This is a genomic window from Sporofaciens sp. SGI.106 (assembly GCF_050314255.1).
In the GTDB taxonomy this organism is placed as follows: domain Bacteria; phylum Bacillota; class Clostridia; order Lachnospirales; family Lachnospiraceae; genus Claveliimonas.
Genome location: NZ_JBNPMZ010000055.1, coordinates 1 through 1,047 on the forward strand (window position 1 = coordinate 1; position 1,047 = coordinate 1,047).

Consider the following 1,047-nt stretch of genomic DNA (forward strand, 5'->3'; position numbering starts at 1 on the left):
TAAAGAAAGGAGCTGTCTGCTCCTCTCTTGATTACTTTTCCATATTCTTTTCTTCTTCAATCATTTTCTGATTGTTAAAAAAAAATCGGAATCACACGGATTCCGACCTGTTTTACACGGATAATACTTGCCTAAATTTTTTTATATCTGCACAAAATCCCTTCTGTTATCATTTCACCGCCGCTGCATTCGTAAGGAATTACCGCCTCGTCAGTGAATCCAAGCTTGTGCAGCACATTTGCCGAACCTGTATTAACCCTGGCATAGGCTGTAACGCATTCCTCCATTCCAAGTGCAGCCTCTGCAAATCGCTTGGTGTTGTGCGCAGAAAATCCGTCAATATCCGTTCCGTTTCTGCAATATCCTTTTCAATCAACGGGCGCATACTTTCCTTGTACTTTGATAAATCAGCACCCCGCAAGGCTGACAAGATTATTGGAATATACTGCGGCTTTGCCACCCCTATCTGGGCGAGAGCCTTAACGCATTGTCTGGCGGTAATCGGTTTTTCATCCGTTATATGCATGAGAAAATCAGAAATAACCCCATCAAAATGATTTTCCTCATCCCACTGTGCATTTGCTGCAAGAATATGTAGTGCTCGATTTCTCACCAATGATTTCGGATGGTCAAGAAGCGAAGCAAAATCATCAAAGTATTCGTACCATTCATCTGTTTCCTTACTTTCAGATATTATCTTATCAGACAGAGCACAGGCATATTTATCATCTTTTGCCGTCAGATTCTTTATAATATTTTCTTTCATCACGAATCACCTCACAAATATAACGATACTAATTTCAATGATAATCAATACTCGTTCATTAACCGACTGTTTTATTTTCTAATAAACAAATCGACTTACACAAAAATACTATTGCAAATATACACATAACTACAAATGATAATACTGTCCCGATAAATGCAGGTACAGGAACAGATATACCTAATATAAAGCAATAAACATTCTGTAATATCACCATCGGTCCGACACAAAACAGTATATATAACAAATTCGGAGCCATGATATATCCAAAATCTTTTTTC

General features: G+C 37.9%; 2 protein-coding genes. Both read right to left on the reverse strand.

What is annotated here, in order from left to right; genetic code table 11:
- Window positions 1–199: 199 nt before the first annotated feature.
- Window positions 200–766, reverse strand: a complete 567-nt coding sequence (locus ACQRCC_RS15525) for a SufBD protein (protein WP_427851650.1) — start codon at window positions 764–766, stop codon at window positions 200–202.
- 58 nt (window positions 767–824) lie between these two features.
- The coding region (locus ACQRCC_RS15530; RefSeq protein ID WP_427851651.1) for a hypothetical protein at window positions 825–1,047 on the reverse strand (223 nt) is incomplete at its 5' end.

Excerpts from the sequence above, each read along its gene's own strand:
- ACQRCC_RS15525 (WP_427851650.1), bottom strand. The coding sequence starts at position 766 with ATGAAAGAAAATATTATAAAGAATCTGACGGCAAAAGATGATAAATAT.